25 protein-coding genes are annotated in these 26,234 nt (G+C 68.1%); 11 read left to right on the forward strand and 14 right to left on the reverse strand.

Translation table 11 applies throughout. The features are described 5' to 3' along the window. Positions 1–184: 184 nt before the first annotated feature. The 10 genes from IV112_RS06480 to dctP are packed head-to-tail and all read right to left on the reverse strand — an operon-like array spanning position 185 to position 9,102. Positions 185–1,072, reverse strand: coding sequence for an acyltransferase domain-containing protein (locus IV112_RS06480; protein ID WP_304002018.1), 888 nt, complete (start codon positions 1,070–1,072; stop codon positions 185–187). Beyond that, entirely contained in the window at positions 1,069–1,947 is an 879-nt protein-coding gene (mdcB, locus tag IV112_RS06485; protein WP_304002022.1) for a triphosphoribosyl-dephospho-CoA synthase MdcB, read from the reverse strand. Before mdcB ends, IV112_RS06480 begins: the two co-directional genes overlap by 4 nt. Next, positions 1,944–2,603 (reverse strand): malonate decarboxylase holo-[acyl-carrier-protein] synthase, encoded by a 660-nt coding sequence (gene mdcG / locus IV112_RS06490; protein ID WP_304002025.1) that lies wholly within the window; start codon positions 2,601–2,603, stop codon positions 1,944–1,946. Before mdcG ends, mdcB begins: the two co-directional genes overlap by 4 nt. Before the next feature lie 2 nt (positions 2,604–2,605). Next, a complete protein-coding gene (gene mdcE / locus IV112_RS06495) occupies positions 2,606–3,328 on the reverse strand; it encodes a biotin-independent malonate decarboxylase subunit gamma (RefSeq protein WP_304002028.1) in 723 nt (240 codons plus the stop codon). Then, entirely contained in the window at positions 3,325–4,230 is a 906-nt protein-coding gene (locus tag IV112_RS06500) for a biotin-independent malonate decarboxylase subunit beta (protein WP_304002031.1), read from the reverse strand. Before IV112_RS06500 ends, mdcE begins: the two co-directional genes overlap by 4 nt. After that, positions 4,227–4,541, reverse strand: a complete 315-nt coding sequence (gene mdcC, locus IV112_RS06505) for a malonate decarboxylase acyl carrier protein (protein WP_296812857.1) — start codon at positions 4,539–4,541, stop codon at positions 4,227–4,229. Before mdcC ends, IV112_RS06500 begins: the two co-directional genes overlap by 4 nt. A 13-nt stretch (positions 4,542–4,554) precedes the next feature. Next, the gene (gene mdcA / locus IV112_RS06510; protein ID WP_304002036.1) at positions 4,555–6,198 is read right to left on the reverse strand and encodes a malonate decarboxylase subunit alpha; all 1,644 of its coding nucleotides are present in this window, start codon (positions 6,196–6,198) and stop codon (positions 4,555–4,557) included. A 2-nt stretch (positions 6,199–6,200) separates the two neighbouring features. Then, positions 6,201–7,550 carry a TRAP transporter large permease gene (locus IV112_RS06515; RefSeq protein WP_020165499.1) on the reverse strand — a complete coding sequence of 450 codons (1,350 nt, stop codon included), beginning with the start codon at positions 7,548–7,550 and terminating at the stop codon, positions 6,201–6,203. A gap of 1 nt (position 7,551) precedes the next feature. After that, the gene (locus IV112_RS06520; RefSeq protein ID WP_304002040.1) at positions 7,552–8,034 is read right to left on the reverse strand and encodes a TRAP transporter small permease; all 483 of its coding nucleotides are present in this window, start codon (positions 8,032–8,034) and stop codon (positions 7,552–7,554) included. A 27-nt stretch (positions 8,035–8,061) separates the two neighbouring features. Further along, positions 8,062–9,102, reverse strand: a complete 1,041-nt coding sequence (dctP, locus tag IV112_RS06525) for a TRAP transporter substrate-binding protein DctP (protein WP_304002043.1) — start codon at positions 9,100–9,102, stop codon at positions 8,062–8,064. Positions 9,103–9,299: 197 nt separating this feature from the next. On the opposite strand from dctP, the gene IV112_RS06530 reads away from it, so the two are divergent. From IV112_RS06530 to trpC, 4 genes are all read left to right on the forward strand, one after another. Continuing rightward, positions 9,300–9,980: a GntR family transcriptional regulator gene (locus IV112_RS06530; protein WP_304002046.1), complete on the forward strand. Its 681-nt coding sequence runs from the start codon at positions 9,300–9,302 to the stop codon at positions 9,978–9,980. A gap of 261 nt (positions 9,981–10,241) precedes the next feature. Continuing rightward, the gene (locus tag IV112_RS06535; RefSeq protein WP_019917246.1) at positions 10,242–10,820 is read left to right on the forward strand and encodes an aminodeoxychorismate/anthranilate synthase component II; all 579 of its coding nucleotides are present in this window, start codon (positions 10,242–10,244) and stop codon (positions 10,818–10,820) included. After that, the gene (gene trpD, locus IV112_RS06540; RefSeq protein ID WP_304002049.1) at positions 10,817–11,848 is read left to right on the forward strand and encodes an anthranilate phosphoribosyltransferase; all 1,032 of its coding nucleotides are present in this window, start codon (positions 10,817–10,819) and stop codon (positions 11,846–11,848) included. Before IV112_RS06535 ends, trpD begins: the two co-directional genes overlap by 4 nt. Positions 11,849–11,856: 8 nt before the next feature. Next, on the forward strand, positions 11,857–12,693 hold the full coding sequence (gene trpC / locus IV112_RS06545) for an indole-3-glycerol phosphate synthase TrpC (RefSeq protein ID WP_304002052.1): 837 nt from the start codon (positions 11,857–11,859) through the stop codon (positions 12,691–12,693). Between the two features lie 6 nt (positions 12,694–12,699). On the opposite strand, the gene IV112_RS06550 is transcribed toward trpC, so the two are convergent. Next, a complete protein-coding gene (locus IV112_RS06550) occupies positions 12,700–13,272 on the reverse strand; it encodes a Spy/CpxP family protein refolding chaperone (RefSeq protein WP_304002055.1) in 573 nt (190 codons plus the stop codon). A 324-nt stretch (positions 13,273–13,596) separates the two neighbouring features. On the opposite strand from IV112_RS06550, the gene IV112_RS06555 reads away from it, so the two are divergent. Then, on the forward strand, positions 13,597–15,717 hold the full coding sequence (locus IV112_RS06555) for an HDOD domain-containing protein (protein ID WP_304002058.1): 2,121 nt from the start codon (positions 13,597–13,599) through the stop codon (positions 15,715–15,717). Between the two features lie 3 nt (positions 15,718–15,720). Here IV112_RS06555 and IV112_RS06560 read toward each other — a convergent pair whose 3' ends face one another. Further along, positions 15,721–16,302: an HNH endonuclease gene (locus IV112_RS06560; RefSeq protein WP_020165490.1), complete on the reverse strand. Its 582-nt coding sequence runs from the start codon at positions 16,300–16,302 to the stop codon at positions 15,721–15,723. 160 nt (positions 16,303–16,462) lie between these two features. Here IV112_RS06560 and IV112_RS06565 point away from each other — a divergent pair, with 160 nt between their 5' ends. Beyond that, the gene (locus tag IV112_RS06565; RefSeq protein ID WP_304002061.1) at positions 16,463–17,086 is read left to right on the forward strand and encodes a hypothetical protein; all 624 of its coding nucleotides are present in this window, start codon (positions 16,463–16,465) and stop codon (positions 17,084–17,086) included. 13 nt (positions 17,087–17,099) lie between these two features. On the opposite strand, the gene IV112_RS06570 is transcribed toward IV112_RS06565, so the two are convergent. Continuing rightward, on the reverse strand, positions 17,100–17,798 hold the full coding sequence (locus IV112_RS06570) for a hypothetical protein (RefSeq protein ID WP_304002064.1): 699 nt from the start codon (positions 17,796–17,798) through the stop codon (positions 17,100–17,102). An 86-nt stretch (positions 17,799–17,884) separates the two neighbouring features. On the opposite strand from IV112_RS06570, the gene IV112_RS06575 reads away from it, so the two are divergent. Next, the gene (locus IV112_RS06575) at positions 17,885–20,377 is read left to right on the forward strand and encodes an MASE1 domain-containing protein (RefSeq protein ID WP_304002067.1); all 2,493 of its coding nucleotides are present in this window, start codon (positions 17,885–17,887) and stop codon (positions 20,375–20,377) included. 14 nt (positions 20,378–20,391) lie between these two features. Here the strand turns inward: IV112_RS06575 and IV112_RS06580 are convergent, their stop codons facing one another. After that, positions 20,392–20,931, reverse strand: coding sequence for an NUDIX hydrolase (locus IV112_RS06580; protein ID WP_304002070.1), 540 nt, complete (start codon positions 20,929–20,931; stop codon positions 20,392–20,394). Positions 20,932–21,135: 204 nt separating this feature from the next. Here IV112_RS06580 and IV112_RS06585 point away from each other — a divergent pair, with 204 nt between their 5' ends. The 4 genes from IV112_RS06585 (at position 21,136) to flhC (ending at position 26,063) form a co-directional block, all read left to right on the forward strand. Then, positions 21,136–23,097, forward strand: a complete 1,962-nt coding sequence (locus tag IV112_RS06585; RefSeq protein ID WP_304002073.1) for a diguanylate cyclase — start codon at positions 21,136–21,138, stop codon at positions 23,095–23,097. A gap of 127 nt (positions 23,098–23,224) precedes the next feature. Continuing rightward, positions 23,225–24,970, forward strand: a complete 1,746-nt coding sequence (locus IV112_RS06590) for a putative bifunctional diguanylate cyclase/phosphodiesterase (RefSeq protein ID WP_304002076.1) — start codon at positions 23,225–23,227, stop codon at positions 24,968–24,970. A 218-nt stretch (positions 24,971–25,188) separates the two neighbouring features. After that, positions 25,189–25,506 (forward strand): flagellar transcriptional regulator FlhD, encoded by a 318-nt coding sequence (flhD, locus tag IV112_RS06595; protein ID WP_019917260.1) that lies wholly within the window; start codon positions 25,189–25,191, stop codon positions 25,504–25,506. A gap of 17 nt (positions 25,507–25,523) precedes the next feature. Beyond that, positions 25,524–26,063 (forward strand): flagellar transcriptional regulator FlhC, encoded by a 540-nt coding sequence (gene flhC / locus IV112_RS06600; protein WP_019917261.1) that lies wholly within the window; start codon positions 25,524–25,526, stop codon positions 26,061–26,063. Positions 26,064–26,234: the final 171 nt, after the last annotated feature.

Here is a 26,234-nt window from a genome sequence, read left to right on the forward strand (position 1 = left end):
TGATCGAAGCCGGCGGCCAGCGACAGCCAAGTCGCGGCCAAGGCCGCTCCCACAGGGGCCGCTCCCACAGGGGCCGCTCTCTCAGGGAGCGGGCCCCGACCAGTGGCCGGGGCCCGGGTTCTGTGGGAGGGGTCTTCTGACCCCGACAGCGGCGCTTGTTCGCGCGTGGCGAGCCGGGCAGCGTCTATCCGGCCATCCGCTCCAGCCAATCGACCACCGCGGCATCGCTGCTGAAGTCGTCGACGGCGCGCACCGGCAACTCCGGCGCACGCTCGGCCAGCATGCGGGCGAGGGCGTTGCAGGGGCCGATTTCGAGCACGGCCCCGGGTGCGTATTCGAGCACGGTGTCCATGCAGGTGGACCAGGCGATGGTCTGTGCGACCTGGGCAGTCAGCGCGCGCACCGCATCGGCGGCGTCGCGCTGTACGCGGCCGTCGATGCCGGCGATGACCGGAACGGACAGGCGGGCGTCGGCCCACGGCGCGAGTGCTTCGGCCAGCGGCGCCTGTGCGGCGGCGAGCAGCGGGGTGTGCGACGGCGTGCGAACCGCGAGGCGCACGCAGCGCCGGGCGCCGTGCCTGGGCAGAGTGTGTTCGAGCTCGATCAGCGCAGTGCGTGCGCCGCCAACGACGAAGTGGGCGTCGCCGTTGTGGATGGCGATGCTGCAGCCGCTGCCGTCGAGCGCTGCGCGCAACGCGGCTTCGGTCAGGCCCTGCACGGCGAGCAGGCCAGACGGCTGTGCCGTGGCGGCGTCCATCAGTGCGGCGCGCCGGGCGGCCAGATCGAACCAGTCCTTCAGCGGCAATCCGCGCGCGACCGCGAACGCGCTCAGTTCGCCCAGCGAGTAACCGGCGAACAGCAGCGGCCGCGGCAGCCGCTGCGCGAGGCGGCGCCAGCGCAGCGCGTGCAGCGCACTGATCACGACCTGTGCGGTGACGTTGCTGGCCAGATCGTTGTCGCGCAGCGCGTCGAGTGCCGGCAGCCGGGCACGCGTTTCCGCGTCGGCGCGCAGTTCGGACAGGTGCTCTGCCGTCTGCCCGCCCTGTCCGCTGAACAGCACGATCAGCCTCATTCCGCACACTCCAGCTCGTGCAGGAACAGCGTTACCGCCAGCAGATCGGCCGCGCCGCCCGGACTGAGCCGACGCGATACGAAGGCCTCGTGCGTGGCCCGCGCCTGCGCGGCCCAGTCGTCAGCGAACACGCCGCCGGCTTCGATGAACGCGAGCGCCGCGCCCTGCGCGTAGTCGAGACCGATGCGGCCGCCACGCCACAGCAGGTTGCTGTCGTCCAGCCGCGCGATCAGCACGAACAGCGCCTGCACCGCCGCGCGGGTCTGGCGGTCGTCACCCGATGTGGCAAGCACTTCGCGCATCGCAGGCAGCGCAGCGCCGATCACGTCGGGAAAGCCGGCGGCCGCCTGTTCGCGTGCGCCGGTCGTGCCGTGGCGGCGGGCGACGCGCAGGCCGTGGCTGTCGGCCTGTGGCGTACCGTCGGCCGGCCGCGCGGCGAGGATGTCGGCGCCCCAGCAGCGGGCGACGGTGTGCGCGACGTGCCTGGTGTCGGTCGTTCCGCCCTGCGCAGCGACGTGCCCGGCGGCGGCGCACAGCAGGCCGAGGTTGAAGATGGCGCCGCGGTGGGTGTTGATGCCGCCGGTGGCGGCCAGCATCTGCGTCTCGGCGGCTTGCCCGAGCGACTGCAGCGTGGCGAAACCGGCGCCGTCGGCACCGGCGCGCGCGATGTCGCGGAAATAGTGGCGCAGCGCAAACAGGCTGCGGAAGAAGGTCGACATGTCCATGTCGTCGTGGCTGCCGTTGTCGACCGGGCTGACCAGGCCCGGCTTCGGCGCCAGCGCGACCTCGCGGTAGAGGCTGCGCACGGCGAGCCGGCCGATGCGCTCGCAGTCGACTGCGGCGCGTGCAGCGGTGATCCGTGCAGGTGCGTTCATGCCGCGCGGCTCCGTGCCGGCCACAGCGCTGCGACGTCGATCAGCGCGATGCCGTCGTCCGATTTCGCCAGCACGCGACGCGGGCCGCTGCCATCGAACGCGGCCGCCAGTTCGCGCCAGGCCACCGCGTGCGCGCCGCAGCGGATCTCGCCGTCGAGGCGCAGCGCGCCGTCGGCGTCACGCAGAAGCTCGAGCAGCGAGGGCAGGGGCGCGGGGCCTTCGAGGTCGAACAGCAGATCGAGGTCGCTGTCGGCGCGCAGACAGGGCTCGCCGCTGAGCGACTGCCACAGCAACGAACCGTAGACGCGCGGCGCGATGCCAAGCGCGGTGCAGCGCTCGGCGAACGCATGCAGCGACGGTCGGTGCGCGGCCGGCAGCGTGTCGACCAGCGTGTCGAGCGGTGGTGGCGGCGTGCTGCGTTCGACGTCGGTGCGCGCCGCGGTCAGCGATACGCGGCGGCGCTCGCCGGTGCCGGGCAGTGTGAGCCCGAGCCGCAGGCGGTCGGCGGACAGGCCGTCGCTGCGCGCGCTGACCAGCGGCCTGCCGGCCTTGCGCCAGGCTTCGACATCGGCGGCAGCGGCTGCGCTGCAGGCGGTGAGATCCACCACCGCACCGGCGCGCAGCCAGACCAGGTCGTGACGGCGCAGGCGGCGCATGGTCAGGCGCCGAGCGGGACGCCGGCGACGCGCTCGGCCACCGGTTGCGCCAGCGTGCGGCCGCCGCGTTCGCGTCCGAGTGCGGCGCGACGGTCCTCGCCGCCCGCTTCGGCGATGGCCTGCTGCAGCGCCTGCGGCCAGTCTTCGGCGTCGGACCACAGCGCGTGGATGGCGCCCATGCGTGCGTAGTTGCTCGCACCGGGCGCGAACACCGGCGAACTCTGCGCCAGCGCTTCCAGCCGCTCCGGCGCGATCTTGGTCACGCGCGCCATCGCGCGCAGATCCATCACCTTCACCTGGGCGTCGGGCAGTGCGCAGATGCGATCGGCCAGCAGGCCGAAGGCGAGGAAGCCGCCGCTGACCGCTTCGCCGTGGATCAGCGTCACCAGCCGGTGTCCGCTGCGGCGGGCGAGGTCGACGCAGCGCGCCATGTGGGCGAAATAGCCGTTCAGACCCAGCAATTCCTCATGGCGCGACAGCGCCTGACCCTGGGTCGAGGCGATGAACACGATGGGGCGCGGATCGCCGCCCGCCTGGTCGGTGCGCACTGCGTCGAGCACCGCCTGCGACAGCTTCAGTGCCATGTCGGTGGTGAGGGCGGCACGGTCGCGGGTGCCGATCACGTGCACGCGGCCGGTGGCCGATACGGCGTGGCCGGCGAGGTTGTGGCCGTCGAAGGCGACCGTGTGGCCGGCCGGAAACAGGCGGTCGAGCAGGGCGTTCATGCGGCCTCCGTCGGCGAAAGAGGTGCGAGCAGGCGGTTGAAATCGGCCGCGTCCAGCATCGGGATGACGGCGGGGTCGGGCAGGCCGAGCGCGCGCCAGATATCCAGTCCGTCGCGCGCGTCGGCGTGGCGTGCGGCGCGCTGCGTCAGCGCCTGCTGGTCGGCGGCGAGTGCGGCGAGGTCGCGCGCAGGGACTGGCCTTGCCAGCAAGGTGCGTGCGGCATCGCGGAAGGCGGCGACGTCGTCGTCCACCAGCAGTGCGGCGTCGCCGAGGCTGCGCCGGAGCTTGCCGCCGGTCACCCGCCACACCAGTGCGCGGTCCTTCGAATCGAATTCGTCCACGCCCTTCACCGTCTCGATCACTTCCGGGCCGGACAGGCCGAGCCGGCCTTCTTCCGACATGACCAGTGCGTCGCACAGCCGGGCGACGATGCCCATGCCGCCGAAGGCACCGCACGATCCGCCGATCAGGCCGTACACCGGGATGCCTTCGGCGCGTGCGGCGAGCAGTGCGCGCATCAGTTCGGAGATCGCGATCAGGCCGGCATTGGCTTCGTGCAGCCGCACGCCGCCGGAGTCGATGGCGAGCAGCACCGCCGCCGGCCGTGTGCGACGCGCACGCTCGAACAGACCGCGCAGCTTGGCGCCGTGGATTTCGCCGACGGCACCGCCATTGAATTCGCCCTGCTGGGCGCCGACCAGTACCGGGCGGCCGTCGAGCGTCGCTTCGCCGACGACGACACCGTCGTCGAAGGCGACCGGCAGGTCGAGCACCGCCAGATGCGGGCTGGTGAGCCGTTCGTGCGGACCGCACAGTTCGCGGAAGCTGCCGGCGTCAACCAGGCCAGCGATGCGGGCGCGGGCATCCGCTTCGAACCAGGAGTGTCTGTGCAGGCGGCTCATGCGCGGTCCTCCAGCGCTTCCAACGCCTGGTCGAGGCGCAGGCTCACTACGGCCGGCGTGGCGCCGGCGTCGTTGATCGCGAGGGCGAGGCCGCCGGCGGCGTGGCGGGCGACCGCGTCGGCGAGCACCGCTTCCCAGGTGTCGCGGAAGCCGTGTGCCGAAGTGTTCACTTCGATGTCGCAGCGGTCGGCCATGCTGCCGCGGTCGACCAGGATTTCGAGGTTGCCGGAGGACACGACGCCGCACAGCGCGGCGGCCGCGTCGGCGCGCGCGCAGGGCGTGCTCGGCAGCGAGAGGGTGAAGCGTTCCATGTCGGGTCTCCGTTCACCAGTTGCGGAAGCGGCGCGGCGGGTCGTACAGGCCGCCGGAGGCGCGCACCAGGTCCTTGATGCTGCGCGCGGCGAGCAGATCGCGCGTGGCGCCGCGCTTGTCGATGCCGATGTCTTCCGGGCGGCGGATCACGCCGCGGTCGCGCAGGTTCTCGACCATTCGCGCATCGCGCGCGCGGCCCACCGGCGTGTAGCCGGCCACCCCGCGTATCGCCTGTTCGCGTTCGGCGGCGCTGCGGCACAGCAGCAGGTTGGCGATGCCTTCTTCGGTCACGATGTGGGTCACGTCGTCGCCGTGGATCATGATGGGCGGCAGGTCCATGCCCATGTCCTCCATCAGCTGCCAGGCGTCGAGCCTGTCGACGAAGGCCGGCGCCATGTGTTCGCGGAAGGTTTCCACCGTCTGCACCACCAGCTTCTGGCCGCGCGTAGCGATGGCGTCGCCTGCGCGCTCGCGGCCGGCGCGCAGCCAGGCCGGACTGGCATGGCGCCGCCCGCGCGCGTCCGAGCCCATGTTCGGCGCACCGCCGAAGCCGGCGATGCGCCCCAGCGTGGCGGTCGAACTGTTGCCGGCAAGATCGATCTGCAGCGTCGAGCCGATGAACATGTCGCAGGCGTACAGGCCGGCGGTCTGGCAGAAGGCGCGGTTGGACCGCATGCTGCCGTCACGGCCAGTGAAGAACACGTCGGAGCGGGCGGCGACGTAGTTCTCCATGCCGACTTCGGAGCCGAAGCTGTGCACCGATTCGACGAAGCCCGCCTCGATCGCCGGGATCAGCGTCGGGTGCGGGTTCAGTGCCCAGTGGCTGCAGATCTTGCCGCGCAGGCCCAGCGATTCGGCATAGGTGGGCAGCAGCAGTTCGATCGCCGCTGTGTCGAAGCCGATGCCGTGGTTCAGGCGCTGTACCCCGTACTCGGCGTAGATGCCCTTGATCGCCATCATCGCCATCAGCACCTGGATTTCGGTGATCTGCGCCGGGTCGCGGGTGAACAGCGGTTCGATGTAGTTGGGGCGGGGGGCGACGACGAAGGCGTCGGTCCAGTCGGCCGGGATGTCGACGCGGGGCAGGCGCTCGAGCCTCTCGTTGACCTGGGCGATGACGATGCCGTGGCGGAAGGCGGTCGCCTCGACGATGGCCGGCGTGTCCTCGGTGTTCGGGCCGAGGTAGAGGTTGCCGTCGGCGTCCGCCGCCTGCGCGGCGATCAGGCACACGTCGGGCGTCAGATCGACGAAGTAGCGGCCGAACAGTTCGAGGTAGGTGTGGATGGCGCCGATGGCGATGCGCCGTTCCTCGACCAGTCGCGCCAGCCGGTTCGCCTGCGGGCCGGAGAAGGAGAAGTCGAGCCGGTTCGCGATGCCGCGCTCGAACACGTCGATGTGCGCCGGCAGCGCCAGCACCGACTGCACCATGTGCAGATCGTGCAGGCGCTCGGGCGAGCAGTCGGCCAGCGATTCGGCGAGGAAGTCGGCCTGCTTCTGGTTGTTGCCTTCGAGGCAGACGCGGTCGCCCGGCTCGATCGCCGCTTCCAGCGCGGCGATGATGTCGGCCGCGGCGATTTCGCGGCCGCGGGTCAGCGGCGCCAGCCGTTCGAGCCGGCGCGCCCGGCGCGCCGCACGTTGATTCCAGGGCGCGCCCATACTCAGCTCCCCTGGTAGTGGTCGGGCAGCCACATCGCGATGCCCGGCATCAGGCACAGCAGCAGTACCGCCAGCAGCATGAGCCAGATGAAGGGCAGCACGCCCTTCATGATGGCCTTGAGCGGAATGTCGGGTGCGATGCCGTTGATGACGAACAGATTCAGGCCAACCGGCGGCGTGACCAGACCGGCTTCCAGCATGATGGTCATGATGACGCCGAACCAGATCAGGTCGAAGCCGTGCGTGTTCAGCGCCGGCAGGATGATGGGCGTCACCATCAGGATGATGGCCACCGGCGGCAGGAAGAAGCCGAGCACCAGCAGCAGCACGCACACCGCGAGGAAGAAGCCCCACTTGCCGATCGGCAGCGTCACCAGCCATTGCGCCGCTTCCTGCGTGATGTTGAGGTTGCTCATCACCCAGGTGTAGAGGAAGGACATGCCGATGATCATCATGATCATGCAGCTTTCCTTCACCGTGCCGTTCAGGATGACCTTGAGGTCGGCCCAGCGGTAGCACTTGTAGATGGTCATCACCATCAGCAGCGAGAAGAAGGCGCCGATGCCGGCCACTTCCGACGGCGTCGCCCAGCCGCCGTACAGCGCGATCATGACGATGGCGATGACGGCGAGGAAGGGCGCGAAGCGCGGCAGCGATTCCAGACGTTCCGCCCAGCTGTAATGCTCCTCCTGCAGCAGCGCGTGCGAACCGTCGCCACCGGCGTCGGCCGACGCGCGCGCCTGCGCCTTTTCCTTCTTGTAGCGCCACATGACGTAGAGCGCGAACAGCAGCGTCAGCAGCAGCCCCGGACCGACACCGGCCATGAACAGCTTGCCGATCGACTGTTCAGTGGCCAGGCCGTAGAGGATGAGCGTCAGGCTGGGCGGGATCAGGATGCCCAGCGTGCCGCCGGCGGCGATCAGGCCGGTGGACAGGCCATCGGAGTAGCCGCGGCTGCGCATCTGCGGAATGCCCGAGCTGCCGATGGCCGAGCAGGTGGCCGGGCTGGAGCCGCACATTGCCGAGAAAACCGAACAGGCCAGGGTGTTGGCGACACCGAGGCCGCCCGGCACGCGGTAGAGCCAGCGATTCAGCGAAGCGTAGAGGTCTTCGCCGGCGCGCGACTTGCCGATCGCCGCGCCCATCAGCACGAACAGCGGGATGGTGAGCAGCGTGAAGTTGTCGAGTTCGGCGTAGATGGTTTCGGTCACCAGTGCCAGCGACGACAGCGGCATGAAGAACAGCATGAACAGCAGGGCCACGCCACCGAGCGCGAAGGCGATCGGCATGCCCGAGAACAGGCCGACGAAGGTGGCGACGGCGAACAGCAGAGACAGTGTGAGCATGTCCATGTCAGGCCTCCTTGCGGCGCAGTGTCTGCAGCGCCAGTTCGAGTGTCAGCGTGGTCATGCCGAGCGCGACGAAGAGATACGGAATCCACAGTTTCGGGCCCCACAGCGAGGAGCTGGTCTTGCCGTCGGCCCAGGCTTCATGGAAGAACTCCCAGGCGTTGAAGGCAACGAAGCCGCAGAAGGCGAAGGTGAGTACGTCGGCCAGCTTCTGCCGCAGCCGGTTGATGCCGGCGGGCAGCATGGTGTCGAGCAGGTCGATCGCCACGTGGCCGCGTTCGGCCTGGGTGTGGGCCGCACTCATGAAGGTGGAAATGATGAGCAGCATGACGCACAGCTCGATTTCCCAGTCGGTGGGCCACTTGAGCCAGTAGCGCACCGCGACCTGCCACACCAGGATGCCGGCCGCCACGATGATGACGACGCCCGACAGATAGGCGGCAAGCCGGTTGAACCGGCGCAGCGCGCCGGCAATCAGCGAGAACATGATGGAACCCTCCCCAGGCCGGTCGCGTTACTTGACCGAAGTGGCCATGTCCATCCAGGCCTTGCCGTCCTTCACTTTCTCGGCAAAGTCCTTCCACGCGGTCTTCTGGGCGAGCGCGCGCCACTGGTTGAACGCGGCCTCGTCCATGTCCACCACCTTGATGCCGGCCTTGGCGAACACTTCGGCGGCGCGCTCGTCGTCCTTCTTCGCCTCTTCCATCGCGAACTTCTCCAGGCTCAGGCCGACCTCGACCAGCACCTTCTGCTGTTCGGGCGTGAGCTTGTTGAAGGTGTTCATCGAAATGAGCAGCGGTTCGAACATGTACCAGAAGCTGTGATCGCGACCGGTGGTGAAGGACTTCGACGTTTCGTACAGGCGGAAGCTGATGTGCGAGGTGGAGGAGGTCAGTGCGGCGTCGAGCACCTTTGACTGCATGCCACTGTAGATCTCGTTCGACGGCACGTTGGTGATGGCGGCGCCGGCTTCCTTCAGCATCACGTCCATTTCGCGGCTGCCGCCACGGAACTTGCTGCCCTTCACGTCGGCCGGGGCGACCATGGGCTGTCCGGCCGAGGCGATGCCGCCGGCTTGCCACACCCAGGTCAGGATCTTCATGCCCTTTTCTTCCAGATGCTTTTCGAGCCGCTGGCCGATGGGCGAGGTACGCCAGCGCAGGCCCTGCTCGTAGGAGGTGATCAGCGCCGGCATCAGCGTCAGATTCACTTCCGGCACCTCGCCGCCGCCGTAGGCCAGCGGAAGGACCGACATGTCCAGCACACCCTTGCGCAGCGCGCCGAACTGGGTGTTGGTCTTCATCAGCGAATTGCCGGGATAGACGGTGATCTTGACCTGACCCTGGGTGCGCTTCTCGACTTCGGCGGCAAACTGCTTGGCGAGGCGGTCGCGGAAGTCACCGTCGGGTGTGGTGGCGGCAGGGAACTGGTGCGAAAGCTTCAGGGTGGTCTGGGCAAACGCCGGCTGGGCGGCGCCCAGGCCGAGGGCCAGCAGGGATGCGGAAAGGGTGGTCGCGACAAAGCCGCGCAGGACGGAACGGCGCTGGGATTTCATGCAAGTCTCCTCCAGTCGATTGGATGCATGGTGGTGGTGCCGCGCCCCCTTGTTTTGTTCGGTGGGGGCTGATACGCGGCGAATACGTCAGATCAGTTCATGTATGTATAAAAGTCAAACGTGTATACACGATAGGATTCGGTGTATTCAGAGTCAAGCTTTGTCTATACTTTTTTGTAATGAGCAAGGAGCCCGACATGGATCACGCCCCGGCGCCACTGCGCCTGTCCGAACAGCTGTGCGAAAAGATCGAGGAACAGATCGTCACGGGCGCGCTGCGCCCCGGCGCCCGGCTCGACGAGCAGGAGCTGGCGGCTGAATTCGGCGTGTCGCGCACGCCGATACGCGAGGCGCTGATCCAGCTGGCGTCGGCCGGTCTGGTCGATACGCGCCCGAGGCGGGGCGCGGTGGTGGCCGAGATCGAGCCACACCGCCTGTGCGAAATGTTCGACGTGATGGCCGAACTGGAAGCGATGTGCGCCCGGCTGGCGGCGCGCCGCATCACCGAGGACGAGATCGCGTCGCTGCGCGCGGCGCACCAGGCCTGCGAGGCCGCCCGCGACGCCGACAACCCGGACGCCTACTACTGGCTCAACGAACTGTTCCACCGGCAGATATATATGGCGAGCCACAACGGCTTTCTCGCCGAACAGGCGATCAGCCTGCACCGCCGGCTGCGTCCCTACCGCCGGCTGCAGCTGCGCGTGCGCAACCGGATGAAGGTTTCCTACTCCGAACACCAGTCCATCGTCGATGCCATCGTCGCGGGTGAGGGTGATCTGGCGGCCGACCGCATCCGCGGCCACATCCAGGTGCAGGGCGAGCGCTTCACCGATCTGGTGGCGTCGGTCAGGCAGCTGAGCGCGGCGGGCGCCTGACGCACAGCTGCGGTGCCGCCTTGTACAAGGCCACGCCGCACGCCATAATCCGCGGCATGCGCCCGACGATCATCATTCCCGCCCCGTATTCCGGCCTGCGCTGGCGCAAGCCTGCCGCCTGAACCGCCCCCCCTGCACGCCCTGCGTGCGCCCCAGCCCTCCCTTCACCATCCGCCCGTCGTCGCCGGCCGTGCCTGTCCGTGCGCCGGATGCCGCGAAGGTTGAGAATGCTCCGAAACACGGCCATCGGAAGAAGCCACCATGCTGTTGATGATCGACAATTACGACTCCTTCACCTACAACCTCGTCCAATACTTCGGCGAGCTCGGCGAGGACGTGCGCGTGTTCCGCAATGACGAGATCACGCTGGAACAGATAGACGCGCTGAAGCCGGACCACATCGTGGTGTCGCCCGGCCCCTGTTCGCCGAACGAGGCGGGGGTGTCGGTGCCGCTGATCAAGGCCTTTGCCGGCAAGTACCCCATCCTCGGCGTCTGCCTCGGCCACCAGAGCATCGGCGCGGCCTTCGGCGGCGACGTCGTGCACGCCAAGGTGGTGATGCACGGCAAGACGGCGGCCATCCACCATCTGGACAAGGGCATGTTCCGCGGTCTGCCCAACCCGTTCACCGCCATCCGCTACCACTCGCTGGCGGTGTCGCGCGACACCCTGCCGGACTGCCTCGAAGTGACTGCCTGGACCGACGACGGCGAAATCATGGGCATGCGGCACAAGACGCTGGCCATCGAGGGCGTGCAGTTTCATCCGGAATCCATCCTGACCGAGCACGGTCATCAGATGCTGAAGAACTTCCTCGACGAGTGGAGGGCCGGCGCATGAGCTTCACCCCGAAACAGGCGCTCGAACGCGTGATCGAGCACCGCGAAATCTTCCGCGACGAAATGACCGCACTGATGCGTCAGATCATGACCGGCGAGGTGTCGCCGACGCTGATCGCCGCCATCCTGATCGGTCTGCGGGTAAAGAAGGAAACAGTGGGCGAGATCGCCGCCGCGGCAATGGTGATGCGCGAACTGTCGATGAAGGTGCCGGTGGACAACACCCAGACCCTGGTCGACACCTGCGGCACCGGCGGCGACGGTGCCCACACCTTCAATATATCCACCGCGTCGATGTTCGTCGCCGCGGCGGCCGGCGCGCGCGTGGCCAAGCACGGCGGGCGCGCCAGTTCGTCGCAGAGCGGTTCGGCCGACGTGCTGGAAGCGCTGGGCGTCAATCTGAACCTGACGCCGGCCCAGGTTTCGACCTGCATCGAACAGGTGGGCGTGGGTTTCATGTTCGCGCCCAATCACCACAGCGCGATGAAGCACGCGGCGCCGGTACGGCGCGAACTGGGCGTGCGCACCATGTTCAACATCCTCGGCCCGCTGACCAATCCGGCCGGGGCGGCCAACCAGGTGATGGGTGTGTTCCACGCCGATCTGGTCGGCATCCTGGCGCGCGTGCTGAAGGAACTGGGCTCGCGCAACGTGATGGTGGTGCATGGTCGAGACGGGCTGGACGAGCTGTCGATCAGCGGCGACACCTTCGTCGGCGAACTGCGCGACGGCGAGGTGAAGGAATACACCGTACATCCGTCCGACTTCGGGCTGGCGGTGCACGCGCTCGACACGCTGCGCGTGGCCGACGTGCAGGCCTCGCGCGACATGCTGCTGGCCGCACTCGACGGCACGCTCCCGCCGGCGCGCGACATCGTGCTGCTCAATGCCGGCGCCAGCCTCTACGTGTCTGGTGTGGCGGACAGCCTGCGCGACGGCGTCGACCGGGCGCGCGAAGCCATCGAATCGGGCGCGGCGCGGCAGGGTCTCGACAAGCTGGTCGAGCTGTCGCGCTCGTTCGCGAACTGAGGCCGCCCATGTCCGACATCCTGCAGAAAATCCTCGCCACCAAGCGCGAGGAAATCGCCAGCGGTCTTGCCGCGGAAACGATGGCAGCGCTGCGCGCGCGGGCCGACGCGCAGACGCCCACGCGAGATTTCGTCGCCGCACTGAAGACGCGCGTGGCGGCAAAGAAGCCGGCGGTGATTGCCGAAGTGAAGAAGGCCAGCCCGTCCAAGGGCGTGCTGCGCGCCGACTTCCGGCCGGCCGACATCGCCCGCTCGTACGAGGCCGGGGGCGCGGCCTGCCTGTCGGTGCTGACCGACCGCCAGTACTTCCAGGGCAGTCCGGACTATCTGGTCGAGGCGCGCGCCGCCTGCAGCCTGCCGGTGCTGCGCAAGGATTTCATCATCGACCCGTATCAGGTGGTCGAGGCGCGGGCGATGGGCGCGGACTGCATCCTGCTGATCGTCGCCGCCTTCCTGCCGCCTTCGGGCGAAGCCGACGCGGCGCAGCAGGCCCGCGCGGTCGCCGACATGCGCGCGCTCGAGTCGCTGGCGACGGAACTGGGCATGGCGGTGCTGGTGGAAAGCCACGACGCCGGCGAGCTGGACCTCGCGCTGCAGCTGGATACGCCGCTGATGGGCATCAACAACCGCAGCCTGCGCACCTTCGAGGTATCGCTCGACTTCACGCTGTCGCAGCTCGAGCGCATTCCGGCCGACCGCGTGGTCATCACCGAAAGCGGCATCCTCGCAACGGAACACGTCGCGGCCATGCGGGCCCGCGACGTGCATGCCTTCCTGGTGGGCGAGGCATTCATGCGCGCCGCCGACCCGGGGGCCGAGCTGGCGCGCCTGTTCGACATCGCCTGAGCGGACTCAGCCGCGCGTCGCTTCCGGCGCGCGCGGGCCGTCGCCGTGGCGGTGCTTGCCATGGTGGCCGTGGCGACCACCCATGCTGGCCAGCGACTTTGCCGCTTCCTTGCGTTGTGCCGGCGTCAGCACTTCGGCCAGATCGGCCATCGTGCGCGTCATCACCTTCGACGCTTCGTCCATCTGCGCATGGCGGGCGGCGCGCTGCTGCTCGATCTGGCCGCGGTCTATCGTGTCGGCCGACAGCAGCGCCAGCATCTGCTGACGGTCGTCCGAGTGACCGGCGTGCAGCTTCTTCATTTCCTCGCCGGACGCCTTGACGATCTCACGGGCGCGCGCTTTCTGTTCCTCGCTGGCGCCGACCTTCGTGAACACGCGCTCGACCATCTGTTCCATGCGCTGGCCCATCGCTTCGGGCCCGTGGTGGCGCTCACCGTGCTTCACCGGGTGGGCACCGCCCTCGGCGCCCGGATGGGCCTGTGCCGGCAGATTGACGGCAACCAGTCCGGCCAGTGCACCGGCGGTGGCAAGACCGGCAAACCAGCGGCCGCGGACAGATGATTTTTCAGGGGTTTTCATGTTCGGTATCTCCGTTCGCCGGAACGCTCCGGCAGCGAAGCCAGCTTGTGCCGCTGCTGTGAACCCCGATTTCGAGTGGCGTAACCATTTGTAAAGGTTGACGCCCGGAACGTGATTCCGGCACCGGCGTTCGAGTTGCGGGCGAAATGGGCGACGTTGCTCTGCAACGACGGCGTGACCCACGCCGCATCCCAGTATTGGCGCGGGTTTCCGTCGATTTGCTGCGGTATGATCAATCGCAGATACCGTCTCAAGAACGGCCGATAAACCAAAGAGGTCAGCGCCGGGCTCAGGCCCGGCGTCCAATAACATCGTCCAGTCCGCATGACAGCCCCCGCCGCCCGCGCGATCGACTGTGCCATGCTGTCCGGTCTGCCTTCGCTGCCGCTTCTCGCGGACGTGGCACTCGGACTGCGTGCGCTGCCGGCCGGCGTTCCGTCCCTCAATGCGCTGTTGCGCCACGATCCGGCCTGGGTGCTGCGCCTGCTGCGCGCGTCGCAGCTGATCGCCACGCCCACCGGCGACGGCGGCGCGGGGCGGCGCATCGACGCGGTGATCGACGCCTGTGGACATGCGCTGATACAGGTGGCGCTGCTCGACGGCCGCGCGCGCGTCAAGCGCAGCGGCGTCGATCTTGCCGGACACCACGCGTTCTGGGCGCACTCCATACTGAGCGCCGAAATCGCCCGCGAACTGGCTGCTGCGGGCGGTCGCTGCGATCCGGACGAGAGCTTCATCGCCGGCCTGCTGCTCGACGTCGCGTTGCCGCTGCTGGCGGCGGCACCCGGTGGTGGCGAGCGGCACGCGCAGCGGCCGACCGAACACGAACTGGCCGCGTTCGAAACCGCCTATGGCGGCGAACATCACGGCGAGGTCGGCGCCGCGCTGCTGTCTGCCGAATGGTCAGCCGGACTGGCGGATGCGCTGCGCTTCTCACACGCCGACGGCGCGCTCTTCGTCGATGCACCCGAGCACCTGCGCCTGGCGCGTGCCGCCGAGGAACTGGCGGGTGGCGGTGCCACCGACACGTCGCAGCAACGGGCGCTCGCACAACGCCTGACCGGGCTGCCGGCCGATGCGCTCGACAGCGCGCTGCAGGCGGCGCACAGCCGGGCGTTTGAACGCTGCCGGCTGGTCGAGGTGGACGCTGCCGACACGCTGCTTCCGGCCGGTGCGCCCTATCGTCCGACCTTCGGCATCGCCGACGCGCAGCCGGACGACAGCGCCGCGCTGACCAGCTTCGCCCGCGCCGGGCTGTTCGGCCAGGTGTATGCGCGGGGCGACGAGTCCGCGCTGTGGACCATGCTGAAGCTGGCGTCGGCCTTGCTGCTCGACCTGCCGGCGCCGCAGATCCTGCGAGCAGGGCAGGGTGGCAGCGCCTTCATGCCCATCGCGGAGCAGGGCGATAACGTTCAGCGTATCGACCTCGCGCAGGCGGGGCTGGAAGGCGTGTGGCATCAGCTGTCGTCCGGCGCGGCCTGGCTGTGCAGCGACGCGCGCGAAGCCGCTGCGCTGCCGGTCAGCCTGCAGCGCCTGCTGCGCGTGTCGCCCGGGCAGACCGGCCTGATCCAGCCGCTGTGCAGCGAAGCCGGCGTCGAGGCGCTCGCGCTCTACCACTTCCCGGCCAGTTTCGCGCCCGCGCTGATGCGCCGCAGCGACGAACTGCGTGCGCTGGCCGACGGGGCTGGGCGGGCCCTGCACCAGCAGCAGCTGCGTCTGCGCGAACTGGACGAACTGCGCCAGGGTATGGCCGAGCAGTACGCCGTGCATGCCCGCCAGTTGCGCGCTGACCTGCACACGCCGCTCGGCCTGATGCGGCACCAGATCAAGTCGATGCGCCTGAAGATGGGCGCCGATTCAATGGTCGATTCCGAACTGACGGTGTTCGGCGACCAGATCGAGCGCATCGACACCGTGCTGCGTCAGTTCGAGGGCCGTCCGCCCGACGTGTCGGCCGACGCCCAGCGCATCGACCTCAATCAGCTGATGGAACAGACGGTGGCCGAGGTCGAGGAGCGCGTGCTGCGGGCCCGCTCGATCTCGACCGAACTGCATCTCGACGCGGCGCTGCCGCCGCTGCACCTGCCGCTCGGCGTGCTGCGCGAGCTGCTGCACGCGCTGCTGGCGATCAGCGCCGAACAGGTCGGCACCTCCGGTCGCATTGCGGTCAGCACGGCCGAAGGTCTGAACCTCAATGGCGCGCTGTTCGTCGAGGTCCGGGTACGCGATTTCGGCCGCGGCATGGACGCCGGACGGGTGGCGGGGCTGTTCGCCCCGGACGGCAGCGGCGGCAACCGGGCGACGCCGGCGCACGCGCTGGCGCTGGCCCGCTCGCTCGGCGGTTCGCTGTCGTGCAAGAGCGCGGTCGGTCAGGGCACCGTGTTCCAGCTGCTGCTGCCGCGCACTACCCGTCGCCCGGCAGCGGCGGGGGCCGTTCCGCTCTGACCGTCAGGCCGCCTTCCAGCGGCTGTTGGCGTTCACATGCTGGGCGAGGAAATCCATCTGGTCCGCCAGGATGTTGCGGTTGCTGAGAATGAGGTACTCGGCCTTGTTCGGCACGTAGGGCGCGTACATCAGCTGCATCCGCGCCTGCTCGGGCGTGCGGCCGCTCTTGCGCTGGTTGCAGGGCCGGCAGCAGGTCACCACGTTCATCCACAGGTCGCGGCCACCCTGCGACACCGGCACGATGTGGTCGCGCGTAAGCTTCTGGTACGAGAACTCGCCGCCGCAGTAGCCGCAGATCGAGCGGTCGCGGTGGAACAGTTCGCGGTTGTTCAGCGGCGGCACGGCCGTCTGCAGCTTGTGCGCGTGGCTGCGTCCCTTGATCGCGATGATGCTGTTGGTGCGGATGAAGGACTGTTCGCCGGTGACGCGATTGATGCCGCCGCGGATTTCGAACTCGTGACTGCCGGCCACCCAGGCCACCAGATCCTTGGAGTGATAGAACACGGCATGCTGCCAGCTGACCCAGCGGTGCGGAACGCCGTTGGCGTCGAGGGTCAGTATCCACGGGTGCGACGGGCGTCGCACTTCGTAAACTATGCTCCGGGGTGGGTGCTCCAGCATGATCGTCTTACGCGTCCTCGGTCTGAAATCGGTCAGTCGAAGTGAAACGTGTGTCGTCACGCATCCGCCCGGCGACGCGGGAAACGTTGCCGCGCAAGGTGCTCGGACACTTTAGCAAAGGAAGATGAATTTGCAACCGCGTCAATCGTTTGCGACGCATCGTTCCCTCGGCTGTGCACTGGCGCTGTCGGCCCTGCTGCACCTGCTTGTTTTCTGGCCGCTGCCGTCCGCGGCGCCGCAGCCCAGCTACAGCGTGTTACGGCTGGCGCTGAAGCCGGTCGGCCAGAGCGCCTCGCCGGCGGAGGACAGCGCGACTGTGGGGACGGGCGTGGTGGCGGCCGAGCCCCGCCCGGCGCCGGTCTCGGCCCCGGGAACCCCCGTCGCGGCTGGGCGCACGCCGCCGCCGGTCGCCGAGCCAGCGCTGCCGGCACCGGGCGAGGACGCATTGCGGGCGTTGCGCTACGCGCTGGCGCGGGCGGTCGTTGCCGATGGATGGACGACAGAGGGGCGCGCCGCGTCGATGTCGGTGCAGTTGCACGTGCTGGCGCGGCGGGTGGTCGGCGTCGATCTCGCGCGCAGCAGCGGCCGTGACGAGGTCGACGCGGCGGTGCTGGCCGCCTTCAAGGCAGCGGCCGGGCGGGCCGTAATACCGGCGTCGCTTCCGGCGCACGGGTTTACCGTCGAACTCGAGCTGGAAGCGGGAGATGCCGCCCGTTCCGATGATGCCGAGCCACCGCTACCCGGTTGAACCTTCGACACCGTCAGCAGCGCACCTGCTGACGGCAGAAGCTGTCCATCGCGACCACCCGCGTGGTCGCGCCGACCGGCTTCATCGCGCGGTCGCCGCCGTGATCCAGCGCCAGCCGGAAGCCGAAACTCTGGAAGAAGCGGTCAAACACGTCGGCGCCCAGCGTGGCGACGGCCACCAGTTCGTCACGTTCGGCCGCATATTCGAGCACGATGCCGGCCAGTGGCTGCGGCGCCGGGCCTTCGAGTACGCGCGCGCCAGCGGCCGGATCGAACTGGCTGTGCTCGGAACAGCAGTGGATCACGCGGGCGCGGCGGCTGTGTGCAGTCGCTTCGTCACGGTAGGAGATGAAACTGATGTCCCGTGTCGGATGCGTGAGCTTGTGCGAGCATATGGCCGAGTAGGCGACGATGGACTGGGCCCGGCCGACGCCGCCGGGCCAGTCGTACTGTTGCCCGTCGGCGGTACGCAGCTTCGTCGTGCCGTCGACCTTCCTGCCCAGATCCAGCAGGAAACAGGGCGTGGCCGGATACGGCCACTGGAATACATAATTGACGCCCGGCTTGAGCGAGGACGCCTTCAGCGGCCGACCTTCGCTGTCGGTCAGCACGCTGCGCGGGTATTCCCGCGCCACGGCGGCGCGCGCGGGCAGGTTCAGTCCGGCCAGTCCGCAGGCGGCGCTGCACGCGGCGACAAAGCTGCGTCTTTCCATCATCACGCTCCACAGGAAACATTCGTGCGGCAGTCGTTGAAAACTAGAAAGTGCCGCCGCGGTAGTCAAGCCGGCCGGAGACAGAATTGAGCACGCCGCCGCAGTCGCTGCCGTCGCCGTCGGAGCCGGCCGATCCGTCGGCCGGGCGCGCTCGCGCGCCGGGGCACGGGTTTGTGGTCAATCTGCTGATCGCCGTCGCCTACTGCCTGCTCGCCGCTCTCAGCTTCCGGCTGCGCGACGTTGCGTCGGGTCAGATGCCGATGTGGGCGCCGATGGGGCTCGCCCTGTTCGCGCTGCTGCAGGGCGGCACGCGCTGGCTGCCCGGCGTGGTCGTCGGCGTGCTTGCGTCGGCGGTGCTGGCGCGTCAGGGCGCGGCGATGATCGTGCTCTTCTCCGCCGGCCAGATCCTTGCGCCGTGGGCCGGTGCGGTGCTGCTGCGCCGCCTGACCGTGCAACCGACCGATCTGCTCGAACGCACCGATGGCGCGCTCAAGCTGATGGCCGTGATCTATCTGATGGCGGTGCCCAGTGCCGTGGCGACACTGACCGGCAGCGTGCTGACGCACGGCGTGCCGCCCGAGCGCTGGCTGGAGATCGGCTCCACCGCCTGGCTCGGTGACGCGCTCGGCGCCATCGTCACCGTGCTGCCGCTGCTGGCCTGGGGCGCGCGCCGGCCGCTGCAGCAGCTCACGCGCCGCCTGCCCGAGCAGATCGTTGTCGTCGGCGCGCTGATGGCCCTGCTCAGCGTCACCTTCGCCGGTGTCGCGCTGCTGCCGGATCCGATGCTGCAGCTCTACGTCGCGCTGCCGCTGGTCGTGTGGGTGGCGCTGCGTTTCCCGCCGCGCGTCGGCTGGACCGCTTTCCTGATCACTTCGATGATGGCGCTGGCCGGCACCGCCAACGGCACGTCGCCGTTCAGCCCGCACCCGATGCAGGTGCAGCTGCTGGTGCTGCATGGGCTGATCATGCTGACCGCAGCGACCGCGCTGTTCATCGGCGCCGCGATGTCGGAGAAGCAGGCGGCCCGACGCGCGCTGCGCGAGCGCGAATCGCATTTCCGCGCGCTGACCCTGCTGTCGGCCGACTGGCACTGGGAACTGGACGCCGAACTGCGCTATCACCGGCTGCCGGACGAACTGACCGACGCACACTTCGGTGACACCGAACTGGATGGCTGCGCGCCGTGGGAGATTTCCGGCGAGGAAGCGCTGACCCAGCCCTGGGGCCTGCTGCGGCAGACACTGGAACGGCACGAAGCCTTCCGCGATTTCCTGTCGCGCCGCCGTGACGGTTCGCGCTGGCGCTACCTCGCCTCGTCCGGTGAACCGGTGTTCGATGCGTCCGGCGCCTTTTCCGGCTATCGCGGCGTCAGCCGCGACATCACCGCCGAAATGCAGGCGCGCGAGGCGCTGCGCGAAGAGGAGTTCCGCCTGCGCGCGCTGGTCGATGCGCTGCCCGACCTGATCGTGCTGAAGGACAGGCACCTGCGCTGGCGCCTGGCCAACCGCGCGCTGCTCGACACGCGTTGCCTGAAGAAGACGGCCTGGCTGGGGGCGACCAGCGAGGAACTGGCAGCGCATCTGCCGTCGCTGTCCGACGTGCTGCTGCACAACCACGCCATCGCGCAGGAGGTCGCCCGCACCTGCAAGCCGCATTTCGAGGAACAGGTGGTCGACCTGGCCGGCAACGATCCGCGCGTCTACGACGTCAGCATCATTCCGCTGGTCGACGACGACGGTGCCTTCAATGGTCTGGTGTCGGTACGCCGCGACGTGACCGCGCAGCGCGAGGCGGCGCGCATACAGACCGAGCACGTGCAAAGTGTGCAGTCGCAGAACGACGAACTGGAACGACGTGTCGGCGCGCGCACCGCGGCGCTGGAAGCGGCGGTCAAAGAGCTGGAGGCCTTCAGCTATTCGGTGTCGCACGACCTGCGCGCACCGCTGCGTGCGCTCGACGGTTTTTCGCGACTGCTGGTCGAGGACTACGGCGATCTGCTGGACGAGCAGGGGCGCGAATACCTCGCGCGCATCCGTCGCAACAGCCAGCGCATGGGCGAACTGATCGACGACCTGCTCGAACTGTCGCGCGTGTCGCGCGCCGAGGTGCGCCGCACGCTGACCAATCTGTCGGACGTCGCCCGCGACATCGCGCGCGAACTCGATGCCGAGGCGCCGTCACGACAGGTGCAGTGGGTGATTCCGGAAGGCCTGTGGGTGGACGCCGATCCCGGCCTCGCCCGCATCGTGCTGGAAAACCTGCTGCGCAACGCGTGGAAGTTCACCCGACTGCAGCCGCAGCCGCGCATCGAGATCGGACAGTCCCGGCTGGGCGAACAGACCGCCTATTACGTGCGCGACAACGGCGCCGGCTTCGACATGGCGTACGTCGGGCGCCTGTTCGCGCCCTTCCAGCGCCTGCACAACAATCGCGAATACGACGGCAGCGGCATCGGTCTGGCCATCGTGCAGCGCATCATCCGGCTGCATGGCGGCCGCGTCGCGGCCGAGGGCGTGCCAGGGCAGGGGGCGACCTTCAGCTTCAGCTTCGGCGCCGCCGCCGAAGCGGTCGAGGCCTGAGCCGGCGCAGTCGCTCAGCCGGCCGCTGCCGGCAGCGTGAAGTGATGAACGCCGAAGCTGCCTTGCCGGCGCTCCTCGAAAAAGGTGCGCAAGGTGAGCGACACGCTGCGGAAGGCCAGTTCGTCCCACGGGATGTCGGCCTCGCCGAACAGCTTCACCTCCAGTGATTCGGTGCCCGGCGCGAAATCGAGGTCGAGCAGCCGCGCGCGGAACAGCAGGTGGATCTGGTCGATGAAGGGCACGCTGACCATCGTGTAGGGCGCCAGCAGTTCGACCCGCGCGCAGGCCTCTTCGCGCGTCTCGCGCATCGCGCCCTCGGCGGCGCTCTCTCCGTTCTCCATGAAGCCGGCAGGCAGCGTCCAGTAGCCATGGCGCGGCTCGATCGCCCGCCGGCACAGCATCACCTTGTCTTCCCACACCGGCAGCGTACCGACCACCATGCGCGGGTTCTGATAATGAATGCTGCCGCAGGCCGGGCAGACGTGGCGCGGGCGGTTGTCGCCGGCCGGAACGCGCAGTTCGACCTCGCTGCCGCAATGGGCGCAGTACTTCATGTGTCGGGTGGCAAAGCCGTGTTGCTGAGCAGGCCACGAGTGTAGCGCCGCCCCCGGCGGATGCGCATGGGGTGGCCGGTTTTTTGCTGCTGCCCTCAAGTCGGGAGACTCCCCGGCCGTAAGGAAAGCCAATGCCGATTGATTCGGGGCGGTCACGCGCGCGCCGCCTCGTTGCAACGGTTGCTGCACAGCCCGGATTCACGAATGAATGACCTGATCGATACACGCCGCTTCCAGGAAATAAAGGCCGCGGGCGAATTGCCGTCGCCCAAGGGCATCGCCTTGTCGATCGCCCGCATGAGCCAGCGCGGTGACGCCTCGCTGGCTGAACTGGCCCGGCTGATCCAGGGTGATCCGGCACTGGTCGGGCGTCTGGTACGTGCCGCCAACGGCACGCTGCCGCAGGGCTCGCGCCCGGTGGTCGCGCTGCGCGATGCGCTGGCGGTGCTTGGTATGGCGGCGGTGCGCAACCTGGCGCTGGGCTTCTCGCTGATTTCGAGCAACGGCGAGGGTCTTTGCCGCAGCTTCCCCTACACACGCTTCTGGACCGGGTCGGTCATCCGCGCCATCGCGATGCAGAAGATCGTCATGCGACTGCGCAGCGCCGGTGTCGAGGAGAGCTTCAGCGTCGGCCTGCTGTCGGGGGTCGGCGCCCTCGGTCTGGCCAGCGTGTTTCCGGTGCAGTATTCGCGCGTGCTCGACGAAGCGCGCGGCGACCCGGCCTGCCTGCTCGAACAGGAGCGCCAGGCGTTCGCGATGACCCACGTCGAACTGAGTGCGGCGATGCTGCTCGACTGGGGCATGCCGCGCTTCTTCGTCGCCGCGGTGCTGGGCCACGAGTCGGCACTGAGCACGCCGGTTGATCCGGGCTCGCGCGAATACGGTCTGACGATGGCACTGGGCCTGGCCCGCGCCATCGAGAGCGCCTGCATGGCTGATGAAGCCAGCCGGGCGCAAAGTCTGGACGCCGCGCGCGCGCTGGCGGCGCGCATGGAGTGGGTGCCGGAACAGGTGTCCGCGCTGTGCGAGGAAGTCGCCCTGGACTGGAAGGACTGGTCGCAGATGCTGCCGGTCGATGCCTATGCCTTGCCCAGCCTGGACGGACTGGCCGACACGCTGGTGCCGGCTCCGCCGCCCGTCCCGGCCGCGCCGCCAGCGCCGGCAGCGCAGCAGGCGGCCAACGACGCGCCGGGCAGCGAAGGCTTGCGCGTGCTGGTGGTGGAGGACGACGCGGCCACCCGGCTGACACTGCAGACCTTGCTGGTACGCGGCGGCTATCAGGTCGCGGTGGCCGAGGACGGCGTACGCGGCATGGATCTGGCGCTCGAGTTCCAGCCGCACATCATGGTGGTCGACTGGGTGATGCCGCAGATGAACGGCCTCGAACTGACGCGCACGCTGCGCCAGACCCGGATGGGCCGCAACATCTACATCATCCTGCTCACCAGTCACGAAGAGGATCAGCGCTTGATCGAGGCCTTCGAATCGGGCGTCGATGACTACATGGTCAAGCCGCTGCGGCCGCGCGTGCTCGAAGCGCGGCTGCGTGCAGGTCAGCGTCTGGTGCGCATGCAGCGCGAACTGGAGAGCGAGCGCGAGGAAATCCGCCGCTACGCAGCTGAGCTGGGTGTGAGCAACCGCCGGCTGCAGGAGGTCGCGCTGACCGACGCGCTGACCGGTTTCCCGAACCGCCGCTACGCGATGAGCCGCATCGCTCAGGAATGGGCGATCGCGCAACGCAGTGAGCGCCCGCTGTCCTGCCTTCTGATCGACATCGATCACTTCCGTCAGATCAATGAAACCTACGGTCGGGACGTCGCCGATCAGGTGCTGGAACAGACCGCCCGGGCGATCCGCGAGTGCATGCGCGCGCAGGACGTGGTGTGCCGCACCGGCGGCGACGAGTTCCTGATCATCTGCCCGGACACCGATCTCGAACAGGCGATGGCCTGCGCGCAGCGCGTGTGCGCCGGCGTCGCCGCGGCACCGGTGCAGGCCGGTCGCCTGCGCCTGACCAGTTCGATCAGCATCGGCGTGGCCGAGCGCCTGCCGGCCATGCCGGACGCCGACGCGCTGCTCACTTTCGCCGACCAGGCGCTGGTCGCGGCCAAGAGTGCCGGGCGCAACCGGGCGCACGCGGCGGAATGGGCGGTGAACAGGTCCTAATCCCCCCTCAACCGAAAGGGTAAAGAGAGACTTTTGCCCGCATCCGGCAAAAGTCGTTGCTCAAGTTTCGGCAGATCTTGCCGTCCATTGATCCCGTTGATCGTGCTCACGACCCGGAATGAAGTGGATGGACCGTCACTCTGACAAGATGGGAGGGTTCAGAACCATCAAGGTATTGATGGTCGAGGACAATGAAGACGATGTCTTCCTGCTGAACGCTCAACTGAGCGCACGCGGGCTGGACACGTATTCGGAGCGCGTGGACAGCGCCGGCGATCTCGCCCGCGCGCTGGAAGAGCGTGAATGGGATCTGGTCATTTCCGACCACGCCATGCCCGGCTTCGACTCGGCGTCCGCGCTCGAGGTCGTGCGCCGCAGCGGGCGCGACATTCCCTTCATCATCTACTCGGGCAAGATTTCCGACCACATGGCCTTCTCGGCCATGCGTAATGGCGTCGCCGACTACGTCCAGAAGGGCAATATCGCCCGCCTGGTGCCGGTGATCGAACGCGAACTGCGCGGCGTCGAAACGCGGCGCGCAGTGCAGACGGCGGACGCGCGCATCCATGCGCTGGCCTTCTTCGACACGCTGTCGGCACTGCCCAACCAGACCCTGCTGCGCGCGCAGATCGACGACTGGCTCGACACCGCCCGCCGCAGCGTCGAAGCCAGCCACGCCACGCTGATGGTGGTGGACATCGACCGCTTCCTGCGCATCAACACCAGCTTCGGTTACGAGGCGGGCAACGCGGTGCTGCGCGAAGCGGTGCGCCGGCTGATCGAGCGCGCCGGCGACGGCGCGATGATCGCCCGCCTCAGCGGCGATCGTTTCTGCGTGTTCGCGCCGGCCTGCACCACGCGTGCGCTGGCGTCGGCACTTGCGCAACGGCTGATGGACGCCTTTTCCACCCCGATCATCAAGGACGGCCTCGAACTGTTCCTGACCGCTTCGGTCGGCGTGGCGATGACGCCGGACGATGGCGACGATGCGCAGTCCCTGATCATGAATGCCGAAGCGGCAATGGCCAGCGCGAAGCGCTCCGGCGGCAACGGCATGAGCTTCTACGCGCGTGAGATGAGCGCCAGCTCGGCCGAGAAGCTGGTGCTGGAAACGCACCTGCGGCACGCGGTGCAACGCGGCGAACTGTTCCTGAACTACCAGCCCATCCTGAATGGCGTGACCGGCCGCCCTTCCGGCGTGGAGGCGCTGCTGCGCTGGAAGCATCCGCAGCGCGGCGTCGTGTCGCCGGACCGTTTCATTCCGCTGGCCGACGAATCCGGACTCATCGTCGAGATCGGCGCCTGGGTCATGCGCGAAGCCTGCAGCCAGGGCAGGCTGTGGCACGAACAGGGCATGACCGACCTGTCGATGTCGGTGAACGTGTCCGCAGTGCAGTTCGCCCAGCCACGGCTGCTGGAAACCGTGCGTACCACGCTGGAAGACACCGGTTTTCCGCCGGACAAGCTGGTGCTCGAAATCACCGAATCGGTGCTGATGAAGGACGCCGAAACGACCATCGGCATGCTGAAGGCGCTGAAGAACATGGGCGTCCGAATCTCGATGGACGACTTCGGCACCGGCTATTCATCGCTGTCCTACCTGAAGCGCTTCCCGATCGACATCGTCAAGATCGACAAGTCCTTCGTCCGCGACATCAACGAGGACGAGGACGACGCCGCCATCATCCGCGTCATCATCGCGCTGGCCCGCAGCCTGCGCCTGACCACGGTGGCGGAGGGCGTGGAAACGCCGGAACAGCTGGGCTTCCTGATGCGCGAGCAGTGCGACCGCTTCCAGGGCTATTTCTTCTCGCGACCGGTGGACGCAGACGTGCTCTGCGCCCGCATCCTGGACGGCTCACTTCTGATTTAAGTTTTTCCCGGCGCTGCCGTTACCTGCCCTGTCCGCCCGATTTTCAGGGTGGCACTCCCCGTACACGCGCGAAATGTAAGAATTTTTCTTACAGGATTTCGTTCGCCCCTTCGTACAGCAAGTTTCGCCAGCCCCTGATTGGGCATCGGCGCCCCTCTCGGCAGAATGCATCCCACACACAGGCGCACTCTGCACCTGCTCCAAGGAGGGATCGAGGCATGAAGACGACCGGCTTGCTCAACGAGATTCGCGAACTGAATCTTGCCTATCTGATGCTCGCTCAGCAGATGATCCGCGAGGACCGCGATGCAGCGATGTTCCGCCTCGGTGTCAGCGAGGAAGTCGCCGGCATGATCGAGTCGCTCTCCCCGGCACAGGTCCTGAAGATGGCCAGCGCCAACATGATGCTGTGCCGCCTGCGTTTCGACGACCGCGTCCTGCTCGGCCTGTTGTCCAGCCACGGTCGTGACGCATCGACCTCCCACCTGCACGCGACCATCCTGGCCTGCGCGCAGCCGGTCGAAGCGGTTTCCTGAGTCAGGGAGTCAAGGTCATGAAAAACAAGAGCATCGTTTCCGAAGGTCGCGAAATCGCGCTGGCGGTGAACCTGATCCAGCTGGGCGCCCGCCTGCAGCTGCTGGAAGCCGAAACCCATCTGTCGCGTGAGCGTCTGCTCAAGCTGTACAAGGAAGTGAAGGGCGTGTCGCCGCCGAAGGGCATGCTGCCTTTCTCGACCGACTGGTTCATGACCTGGCAGCCGAACATTCACGCTTCGCTGTTCATGTCCTTCTTCAGTTTCTTCAAGCAGAACACCGGTCTCAACCAGCTGGACTGCATCGTCAAGGCATTCAAGCTCTACCAGGAACACGTGCAGACGCACGACATGGAAGAGGTGCTGAGTCTCACCCGCGCCTGGACGCTGGTGCGCTTCTTCGACGCCAAGCTGCTGCAGCACACGAAGTGCACCTGCTGCGGCGGCCACTTCGTGGCGCACGCCTACGACCCGAAGGCCAGCTATGTCTGCGGCCTGTGCAACATTCCCGCACGCGCCGGCAAGACGCGCCGTGCCCGCGAGGCGCTGATCGCCGCCTGATCCGTTTTCTCTCTCCTGTCTGACCTCCTCCTTGCGCGAGCAAGGAGCTCGCCGCTGCGGGGCAACCCGCAGCGGCATTTTTTTGTGCGTCGGGTGCTGTTCACCTGCGCAGCAGACTTGGTCAAGTTTCCTGAGGTGGTGCCGTTAGACCAGCAGGCACGCAGTGATTGA

This window comes from Methyloversatilis discipulorum, from assembly GCF_018780585.1.
In the GTDB taxonomy this organism is placed as follows: domain Bacteria; phylum Pseudomonadota; class Gammaproteobacteria; order Burkholderiales; family Rhodocyclaceae; genus Methyloversatilis; species Methyloversatilis discipulorum_B.

Bases quoted from the DNA above. Each gene is read 5' to 3' on its own strand.
- IV112_RS06480 (WP_304002018.1), bottom strand. From the start codon at position 1,072: ATGAGGCTGATCGTGCTGTTCAGCGGACAGGGCGGGCAGACGGCAGAG.
- mdcB (WP_304002022.1), bottom strand. From the start codon at position 1,947: ATGAACGCACCTGCACGGATCACCGCTGCACGCGCCGCAGTCGACTGC.
- mdcG (WP_304002025.1), bottom strand. From the start codon at position 2,603: ATGCGCCGCCTGCGCCGTCACGACCTGGTCTGGCTGCGCGCCGGTGCG.
- mdcE (WP_304002028.1), bottom strand. From the start codon at position 3,328: ATGAACGCCCTGCTCGACCGCCTGTTTCCGGCCGGCCACACGGTCGCC.
- IV112_RS06500 (WP_304002031.1), bottom strand. From the start codon at position 4,230: ATGAGCCGCCTGCACAGACACTCCTGGTTCGAAGCGGATGCCCGCGCC.
- mdcC (WP_296812857.1), bottom strand. From the start codon at position 4,541: ATGGAACGCTTCACCCTCTCGCTGCCGAGCACGCCCTGCGCGCGCGCC.
- mdcA (WP_304002036.1), bottom strand. From the start codon at position 6,198: ATGGGCGCGCCCTGGAATCAACGTGCGGCGCGCCGGGCGCGCCGGCTC.
- IV112_RS06515 (WP_020165499.1), bottom strand. From the start codon at position 7,550: ATGGACATGCTCACACTGTCTCTGCTGTTCGCCGTCGCCACCTTCGTC.
- IV112_RS06520 (WP_304002040.1), bottom strand. From the start codon at position 8,034: ATGTTCTCGCTGATTGCCGGCGCGCTGCGCCGGTTCAACCGGCTTGCC.
- dctP (WP_304002043.1), bottom strand. From the start codon at position 9,102: ATGAAATCCCAGCGCCGTTCCGTCCTGCGCGGCTTTGTCGCGACCACC.
- IV112_RS06530 (WP_304002046.1), top strand. From the start codon at position 9,300: ATGGATCACGCCCCGGCGCCACTGCGCCTGTCCGAACAGCTGTGCGAA.
- IV112_RS06535 (WP_019917246.1), top strand. From the start codon at position 10,242: ATGCTGTTGATGATCGACAATTACGACTCCTTCACCTACAACCTCGTC.
- trpD (WP_304002049.1), top strand. From the start codon at position 10,817: ATGAGCTTCACCCCGAAACAGGCGCTCGAACGCGTGATCGAGCACCGC.
- trpC (WP_304002052.1), top strand. From the start codon at position 11,857: ATGTCCGACATCCTGCAGAAAATCCTCGCCACCAAGCGCGAGGAAATC.
- IV112_RS06550 (WP_304002055.1), bottom strand. From the start codon at position 13,272: ATGAAAACCCCTGAAAAATCATCTGTCCGCGGCCGCTGGTTTGCCGGT.
- IV112_RS06555 (WP_304002058.1), top strand. From the start codon at position 13,597: ATGACAGCCCCCGCCGCCCGCGCGATCGACTGTGCCATGCTGTCCGGT.
- IV112_RS06565 (WP_304002061.1), top strand. From the start codon at position 16,463: ATGAATTTGCAACCGCGTCAATCGTTTGCGACGCATCGTTCCCTCGGC.
- IV112_RS06570 (WP_304002064.1), bottom strand. From the start codon at position 17,798: ATGGAAAGACGCAGCTTTGTCGCCGCGTGCAGCGCCGCCTGCGGACTG.
- IV112_RS06580 (WP_304002070.1), bottom strand. From the start codon at position 20,931: ATGAAGTACTGCGCCCATTGCGGCAGCGAGGTCGAACTGCGCGTTCCG.
- IV112_RS06585 (WP_304002073.1), top strand. From the start codon at position 21,136: ATGAATGACCTGATCGATACACGCCGCTTCCAGGAAATAAAGGCCGCG.
- IV112_RS06590 (WP_304002076.1), top strand. From the start codon at position 23,225: ATGGACCGTCACTCTGACAAGATGGGAGGGTTCAGAACCATCAAGGTA.
- flhD (WP_019917260.1), top strand. From the start codon at position 25,189: ATGAAGACGACCGGCTTGCTCAACGAGATTCGCGAACTGAATCTTGCC.
- flhC (WP_019917261.1), top strand. From the start codon at position 25,524: ATGAAAAACAAGAGCATCGTTTCCGAAGGTCGCGAAATCGCGCTGGCG.